The sequence below is a fragment of the Delftia sp. ZNC0008 genome, from assembly GCF_000799035.1.
Lineage (GTDB): Bacteria > Pseudomonadota > Gammaproteobacteria > Burkholderiales > Burkholderiaceae_C > Comamonas > Comamonas tsuruhatensis.
In genome coordinates this window covers 1-7,678 of the sequence record NZ_JTKZ01000294.1, presented here as the reverse complement: position 1 = coordinate 7,678, position 7,678 = coordinate 1, and the positions used below count along the sequence as shown (strand labels likewise).

The following is a 7,678-nucleotide window of genomic DNA, read 5'->3' as shown; positions in this document are numbered from 1 at the left end:
CCGCGTGCAGCGAGGTCTGGTCGATCATGGGCAGGGCGCCCTTGGCCTGGGGCTGCGCCAGCTGGCGCAGCAGCTGGGAGGCCTGGGTCTCGTTGCCGCTGGCCAGCCAGAACAGCGCCATGTTCAGCTGCACCCGCGCGTTGGCCGGGGCCAGCTGCGAGGCCTGCATGATGGGCATCTGCGCGGCGGCCAGCTGGCCGTCGAGCATGTGGGCGTAGGCCAGGTCGCTGAGCACGTTGGCGTCTATGGGATTGAGCTGGCGCGCCTTCTCCAGCTGTTCCACGGCCTGGCCATACTCGCCCTGGCTTGCGTGCAGCAGGCCCAGGCCGCGCCGCGCGCGTGCCGTGGTGGCGCCCTGCAGCAGCGCCTGGTAGGCCTGCCGGGCCTGCTCGGCCTGGCCGGTGTTGCGCAGCGCGTCGGCCCGCATCAGGCGCGATTCCGGTTGCGTGCCGTATTGCTGCTCGAAGGCCTCGGTATGCGCCAGCGATGCATACCACTGGCCGGCCTGCTGCATCTGCGTGATCAGGTCCAGATAGGTCTGGGCGTTGTCGACCTGGGTGGCCTGCTGGGCGTTTTGCAGCTGCTGCTGTGCCTGGGCTGCGGTCTCCTGCTGCGAAGAGGTGGCGCCGTAGCCTTGCGGCCCTTTGCCGGCGCAGCCGGCCAGGGCCAGGGCCAGGGCCATGGCCAGGGGGGCCAGGGCTGTCCGCGCTGTCAGTGCTGTCAGCGCTGGCGTCCGCCCGGCGGGGGTGCCTTTGTGGTGTCGCATGCCTAGCGTCCTCCCATGGTGGTCAATGCCCTGATCACGGCCAGGAAACCGGGGCCCGCCGTGATGACCAGCAGGGCGGGCAAAAGCGTGAGGACCATGACGCCCGTCATCTTGACGGTGATGGAACCTATCTTTTCCTTGAAGCTGGCCTGGCGCTTTTCGCGCAGCCGGATGCTGAATTCCTTGAGCGGCTCCTGCACGGCGCCGCCATGCTTGTCCACCTGCACCAGCAGGTTGACGATGGCGCTCATGTCGTCGTCCGCGCTCATGTTGACCATGCGCTGGAAGGACTGCTCGCGCGTGCGGCCGGTGTTGTAGAGCTGGTTGGCCAGGGCCAGCTCGCCGCTGATGACGCGCAGCACGCCCTTGAACTCCGAGGCCAGGATCTGCAGGCTCTGGTCCACGCTCAGGCCCACGCCCTGCAGCAGTCTCAGCAGGTCCACGAACAGCGGCAGTTCCTCGACCACCTGCTCGCGCCGGCCCTTGGCCCGCGAGCGCAGAAACCACTTGGGAAGCATGAGCCCCAGGCTCACTCCCACAAAGCCGTAGACCAGCGCAGCGTTCTCGCCGGGGCGCAGCACACCCAGCGCCAGCAGGGGCAGGACCACGCACAGCACCATGCGGCTGGCCACATAGGCCATGCTGCCGTTGCGCGTGCCCACGCCGGCCTGGTCCAGCAGCTTGCGGTCCTCATCGGCCAGCAGGGCCTTGGCCACGCCCCATTGCAGCCAGGCCGGTGGCGGCAGGTTGGCCGCCACCGCCTGCGGGGAATCGGACGAACGCACGTTGATGGACAGCGGGTTGAGCAGTTGCGCGTCGTTGGCCTGCATGGCGCTCTTCGTGGCCGCCTTCGTGGTCGATTCCGAGTCGCGCGCCTGCAGGATCCTGGCGACCTGGCTGGAGGCGCGTGCCGAGCGCCACAGCCTCCACACCAGGGTGGACGCCCACAGCACCAATCCCAGAGCGCCCAGGCCGATGCTGGCGATCCACAGTTGCTGCGTGTTCATGCGTGGCTCCTTGCGCAGACGGGTGGGCGGGCGTGTGCTTGTGCCTGTGCTGTCATGGGTTCACCTCAGCTTGGCCAGCCGGTACAGGAGAAAGGCGCCCAGCGCTTCCAGGGCGGCGGCGACCAGGACCATGGTCTGGCCGCTGTCGTCGTTCCACATGCGCATGAAATAGCCCCGGTTGATCACCATGATCAGCGTCCCCACCACCAGGGGCAGCAGGGCCAGCACCCAGGCCGACATGCGGATCTCGGAGGACAGCGCATGCAGTTCGCGCTCGGCGGACTGGCGGTCGCGGATGTAGGCCGACACGCGCTCGAGCACCAGGTCGGCGCGGCCGCCATAGCGCACGCTCATGCGGAACACGGCGGCCAGCAGGCCGAATTCGGGCAGGCGCCAGTTGCGCTCGAGCTGGCCCATGGCCTGCCCCAGATCGTGCGAGGCACTGAGCATGGCCGCCGCCTGCTGCAGGGCATCGCCCAGCGGATCGGGGACGTTGTTCAGCGCCATCTGGAAGGCCGCATGGGGCGAGTTGCCGATGGAGATCAGGCGGACCATGTTGTCCAGGAAGCCGGGCAGCTGCTGCAGCAGCCTTTCGCGGCGCTTGGCCTGCCGCCGCCAGATGCCCAGGCCCAGAAGCACGGCATAGAGCACGGCCACCACCAGCCCTGCCGCCGCTCCTGCCTGGCTGGCAGCCAGCAGGGCCAGGACCAGGCCGGTGATGGCGAACAGGGCCAGGGTGTTGGATGAGATGCCCCAGGACTGGATGCCCAGGCGCTGGTTCAGCCATTGCACCGCGGCAGGCGCCGGCGCAGGCTGCGGCGCGGCGGGCTTGTAGACAGGCTCGGCCATGGCAAGCGCGGGCGCAATCGCCTCCCTGTGGCCTTCGACGCTGCGCTGCAGGTGCAGCTTGATCGACTGCTCATGCTCCTTGCGGCGCCCGCGCATGATCACCCAAAGCGCCAGTGCCAGCAGCAGGCAGGCCAGCGCGCCAAGGATGAGGATCACGGGTGCCAGGCCTGTCATCGCACGCCTCCGCTGCCGGCCTGCTGCTGCGAGCGCCACCAGCTCAGCAGCTTGGGCGAGTGGGGCGAGATGCCCAGCGAGACCCAGTGGTCGATTTCATGCCCGTCAGGGCCCACCTGGGGCTCGTAGCGGTACAGCTCCTGCATGGAGATCATGTTGTCCGTCATGCCCGTGACCTCGGTCAGCGACAGCAGGCGCCGGCGGCCGTTGGACAGGCGGCCGATCTGCACGATGAAGTCCACGGCATTGGCGATCTGGCGGCGCAGGCTGACCTCGCTGCCCTGGAAGCCCGCAAAGCCTGCCAGCATCTCGGCCCGGTACAGGCACTCGCGCGGCGAGCTGGCGTGGATGGTGCCCATGGAGCCGTCATGGCCGGTGTTCATGGCCTGCAGCAGCTCCAGCACTTCGCCGCCGCGCACTTCGCCGACGATGATGCGGTCGGGCCGCATGCGCAGGCTGTTGCGCAGCAGGTCGCGGATGCTGACGTGGCCCGAGCCGTCGAAGCCGCCGGGGCGGCTTTCCAGCCGCACCACATGGTTGTGGTTGAGGGCCAGCTCGGCCGTGTCCTCGATGGAGACGATACGCTCGCTGGAGGGGATGAAGCTGGCCAGCGCGTTGAGCAGCGAGGTCTTGCCCGAGCTGGTGCCGCCGCTGACCAGGATGTTGCAGCGCGCCTGCACGGCCATCTCCAGGATGCGGCAGATGTCGTGGTTGAAGGTGCCCAGCTGCACCAGCTCGGAAGGCGTCAGCGGGTCCTTGCGGAACTTGCGGATGGAGACCGAGGGGCCGTCGATGGACAGCGGCTCGATGATGACGTTGATGCGCCCGCCATCGGGCAGGCGGGCATCGACCATGGGGCTGGATTCATCGAGACGCCGGCCCAGCGGCGCCAGGATGCGGCGCACGATGCGCAGCACATGCTCGTCGTCCTTGAAGTGCAGGGTCTCGCGCTGCAGCACGCCGCCGCGCGAGACGTAGATGTTGCCATGGCCGTTGATGAGGATGTCCTCGACCCGGGGGTCCTCCAGCAGCGGCTGCAGCGGTCCCAGTCCCGTGAGTTCGCGCGTGAGGGCGCGCGCCACCTGCAGCGCCTCCTGCTCGTTGACGGGCACGGAGTGCAGGCGGATGAAGCTGTCCAGCTCCATCAGCACGAACTGCGCGATGGCAGCCTGCGACCAGCGGCCGAACTCGGCGCCCAGCTCCTCGATGCGGCTGAGCAAATGCTCGTGCGTGCGGTTCTTCAGGTCGAGGAACAGCGCGCTTTGCTCGAACTCGCTGGCCTGTGCGTCCGCCAGATGGGAATAAGCCGTGGTCGTCATGGTGCGTTCAGCTTCTTGTTCGGTGGAAGAAACGGTTCAGTCCGCGGGCGGGCGCGGCCTGATCGCCCGCATGGGCCTGGTGGTGGGTGGTGATCAGCAAGGTGGCGAGCTTGTCCACGGCCTGCACATAGGGCTCCCGCTGCAGGCGGCTGGGCAGCAGCTGGCCCTGGTTGACGGCCTGGGCCAGCTCCCGGCGGCGCTCGGGGATGGTGGCCAGCAGCGGCAGCTGCAGCTGCCTGGCGATCTGCTGGGCCTCCAGTTCGAGCTGGCTGTCGTGCCGGCTGACGATGAGGTGCATGCGTTCGCGCTCGATCTTTTGCTCGTCCAGCTGCCGCAGCAGTTCGGTGGTGGAGACCACGCTGGCCACGCTCTGGTCGCAGACCACCCAGACCTGGCTGGCGCGCAGCGCCACGCGCATGGCCAGGTGGGTGGGGACGACGGCGCCCAGGTCGGCAATCACGTGGCGGAAGTACTGGCGCAGGCGCAGCAGCAGGGCATCGACGTCGGCATACGAGACATCGCGCAGGCGGCTGGACTGGCGCGGCAGCGTGAGCATGCGCAGGCCGCTTTCGTGGCGTGACAGGCCGGTGGAGGCCAGGCGCCGGTCGAAGCGGCGCAGGTTGTTGACGGCCTCGATGAAGTCGAAGTCGCTTTGCGTTCCCATGTACAGGGAGCAGTCGCCGCTGGGATTGCCCAGGTCGATGAGCAGGCCGTCCAGCGTTTCGTTGCTGATTTCGCTGGCGCTGATTTCTTTGCCCTCGATCCGGCCGTGCAGGCGCTTTTGCAGATACCAGGCCAGGTGCGAGACCAGCAGGCTGCTGCCCAGGCCCGCGCGTGCGGACAGGATGGCCGTCAGCGGCGCGCTGGGCGCGCTGGACTGCGGTGCCGGCATGCGCTTGATCAGCTCGCGCACGGTCTGCAGCGCGGTCTGCACGGGCGCGTCCACGTCCAGGAAATCCTGCACGCCGGCACGCAGGGCGGCCAGCATGCACTGCGGGTACTTGGTGCGGCCCACAGCCACGCAGGGCAGGTGGGGGTGGGAGATGTGCAGCTGGGAGGCCAGATGGGCGGCCTCGTCGGTGGACAGCGGGTCGAAATGCACAAAGATGGCATGCGGCATGAAGCGCTGTACCTGCTCCGTGATGTTGTCCTGGAAGCGCGCCACGTGCAGCCGTGTGCCGTCCAGCATGCGCTGCATCCAGGACTGGGCCAGCGCGCTTTCGGGCGTGCCGGCATGGATGAACAGCAGCTCCATCTCCAGCACATCGTCGAGCGGCTGTGGCGGCTGGCGCAGCGCGGCAGTCGATGCAGCGGCGGACGCCGCTGCGGCATGGGGCGGCGCCATCCTGTCCGGTGGCGCCTTGTCCAGCAGCGCCTTGTCCAGCAGCGCTTTTTCCTGGGCCATCGCGTCGGTGGCGGGCTGCAGCTTGCCGGCCAGCGAGGTCGAGGAACGCAGACCCAGCAATGTCTCCAGCGAGGTGGGTGAGCCGATGGCCGGCGAGCCTGTGGCGTCCACAGGCGAATCGGTTGCGGTGGGCTTGCTTGTCATGTCGTCAGTACGAGAAACCGGGTACGGCGGTGTCTTGGTTCATTCCGCCGGCGAGGTAGGGCAGCCAGACCTTGCCGGCGTTGCGCTGCTCGGAGCGCGCGCCCGGCAGCAGGGCTTCGAGGTTGGTGCTGGCGGGCAGCGGGTGGACCAGGCGCGGGGTGACGATGATCACCAGCTCGGTCTCTTCCTGCGTGTAGTTGAGGTTCTTGAAGAAGGTGCCCAGGATGGGCAGGTCGCCCAGCACGGGCACCTTGCTGACGTTGGAGGTGGTGGCGCGGCTGACCAGCCCGCCGATGACGAAGCTCTCGCCATCGGCCAGCTCCACCGAGGTGTCCGCGCGGCGCGTGCGGATGGCGGGCACGGTGACGCCGCTGATGGTCACGCCGCTGTTGAAGTCCAGGTCGCTGGCCTCGGGCGAGACCTTCAGGGCGATGCGCTCGTCCGACAGGATGGTGGGCGTCAGCTGCAGCTTGATGCCGAATTCCTTGTACTGGATGGCAATGTTGCCGTCGCGCGCAGGCACGGGAATCGGCAGCTCGCCGCCGGCCAGGAAGCTGGCGTTCTGGCCGGTCTGTGCCAGCAGGGTCGGCCGGGCCAGCACGCGGGCCATGCCGTTGCCCTCGAGGATGCTCAGCTGCGTGACGATGCCGGCGCCGCTGAAGGCCTTGCCGAAGGTCATCACCAGGCTCATGGCGCTGGCAATGGCCGAGGAGGTGTTGTTGGACACGCTGCCCGATCCCGTGTTGCCCGAGCCCGTGCCGCCCGACCCGGTATTGCCCGTTCCCGTGCCCGTGCCGTTGGTATTGGTGCTGATGCTGCCGACCACGCCGGGGCTGAAGCTGCCGAAGCTGAAGCCCTGGTTGTTGCGCCCGCCGCTGTAGATATTGACGCCTACGCGCTTCATGGCGGATTTCTTGAACTCCACCACCTGCACGTCCACCTGCACGGTGTTGCTCCTGACATCGATCTGCGCGTTGTCCACCAGCGGCGTCTGGGCGGGCGCGCCCAGGCGCAGTTCGGCCACGGCCTGGGCATGCTCGGGGACCGAGGCCAGCCGCTTTTCCAGCAGCAGGTGCTGGCCTCTGACCTGAACCTCCCAGCGCTGGGGAACGCCGCCCTTGCGGGGCCACACCACCAAGCTGGTGCTGCCCTGGGCCTTGGGCGTGAGCAGCAGCTCGGTTCCGCCGGAGCCGGCACTGGCGCCGGAGCCGGAGCCGGAGCCGGAGCCCGGCGTGGCGCGCAGCAGTTTCACATCCAGCACATTGGGGTCGCCCACGGCGATGCGGACCGGGGCGTCGGCCAGCGCCATCAGGTGCTGGCGCCCGGCCACCAGCTGCAGGGATTCGCCAGAAAGCATGTCGCCGGCACCAGGGTTGGCCATGCCCTGGCCGGCAGCGGTGTCCGCTGGGGCAGACACCGCTGGCGTCAAGGCCAGCAAGGCCATGCTGCCGCACAGCGTCCAGACCGCCCTCTGCAGCGGCGTGGCCCCGGCCGTCGAGATGTTCTTGCACTTCATGGCATCTCCCTCTTGTTGTGTGTTGTCAGTAGTTCACCATCTGCACGGCCGCTCCGTTGTGCAGCTCCACCGTGCGTTCGCGCGGGACCCGCTGCGGCTGCGGCCGCACGGCGGGCGCGAGGGCCGTCATGGGCTGCGCGGCCGGCTTGCGGATGTTCCTGGCGTCGGCGCCGGTGGCCAGGTCCTGCATGCGCAGGCCGGCGAAGGCGCGGTCTGCACCCTCCAGCGTCTGGTCCTTCCTGAGGCGGCCGGCCACCGGCTGCAGCGCGCCGGGCAGGGCGGCGAAGAGCTTGGGATCGGGCACGGACAGGTCGTCCGGGTTGCGCAGCGCCAGGGTGAGCTGGCCGAATTTCTCGGCCAGCGTGAGGCGCTCCACATCGTCCAGCGGCACGGCCAGCACGGCCGATTGCACGTTCTCAGGGCGCTGGCCTGCCTGATCGCCGGCGCTGGCGCGGCGCAGCGGCGAGCCTGACGACTCCTTGTCCTGCTGTGCCTGGC

At 68.7% G+C, this 7,678-nt stretch carries 7 protein-coding genes; all 7 read right to left on the bottom strand.

From position 1 onward, the window contains the following. A partial coding sequence (locus tag L995_RS09930) for a hypothetical protein (protein ID WP_047471312.1) occupies positions 1 to 766 on the bottom strand: 766 nt, incomplete at its 3' end. A gap of 2 nt (positions 767 to 768) precedes the next feature. After that, entirely contained in the window at positions 769 to 1,773 is a 1,005-nt protein-coding gene (locus L995_RS09925) for a type II secretion system F family protein (protein WP_047471309.1), read from the bottom strand. Between the two features lie 60 nt (positions 1,774 to 1,833). After that, positions 1,834 to 2,796 (bottom strand): type II secretion system F family protein, encoded by a 963-nt coding sequence (locus tag L995_RS09920; protein ID WP_047471308.1) that lies wholly within the window; start codon positions 2,794 to 2,796, stop codon positions 1,834 to 1,836. After that, a complete protein-coding gene (locus L995_RS09915; RefSeq protein ID WP_047471306.1) occupies positions 2,793 to 4,115 on the bottom strand; it encodes a CpaF family protein in 1,323 nt (440 codons plus the stop codon). The genes L995_RS09920 and L995_RS09915 overlap by 4 nt, the downstream gene beginning before the upstream one ends. A 7-nt stretch (positions 4,116 to 4,122) precedes the next feature. Next, positions 4,123 to 5,664 (bottom strand): pilus assembly protein CpaE, encoded by a 1,542-nt coding sequence (locus L995_RS09910; protein WP_016450675.1) that lies wholly within the window; start codon positions 5,662 to 5,664, stop codon positions 4,123 to 4,125. A gap of 4 nt (positions 5,665 to 5,668) precedes the next feature. Then, positions 5,669 to 7,180 (bottom strand): type II and III secretion system protein family protein, encoded by a 1,512-nt coding sequence (locus L995_RS09905; RefSeq protein ID WP_047471304.1) that lies wholly within the window; start codon positions 7,178 to 7,180, stop codon positions 5,669 to 5,671. Positions 7,181 to 7,205: 25 nt separating this feature from the next. After that, the coding region (locus L995_RS09900) for an RcpC/CpaB family pilus assembly protein (protein ID WP_047471302.1) at positions 7,206 to 7,678 on the bottom strand (473 nt) is incomplete at its 5' end.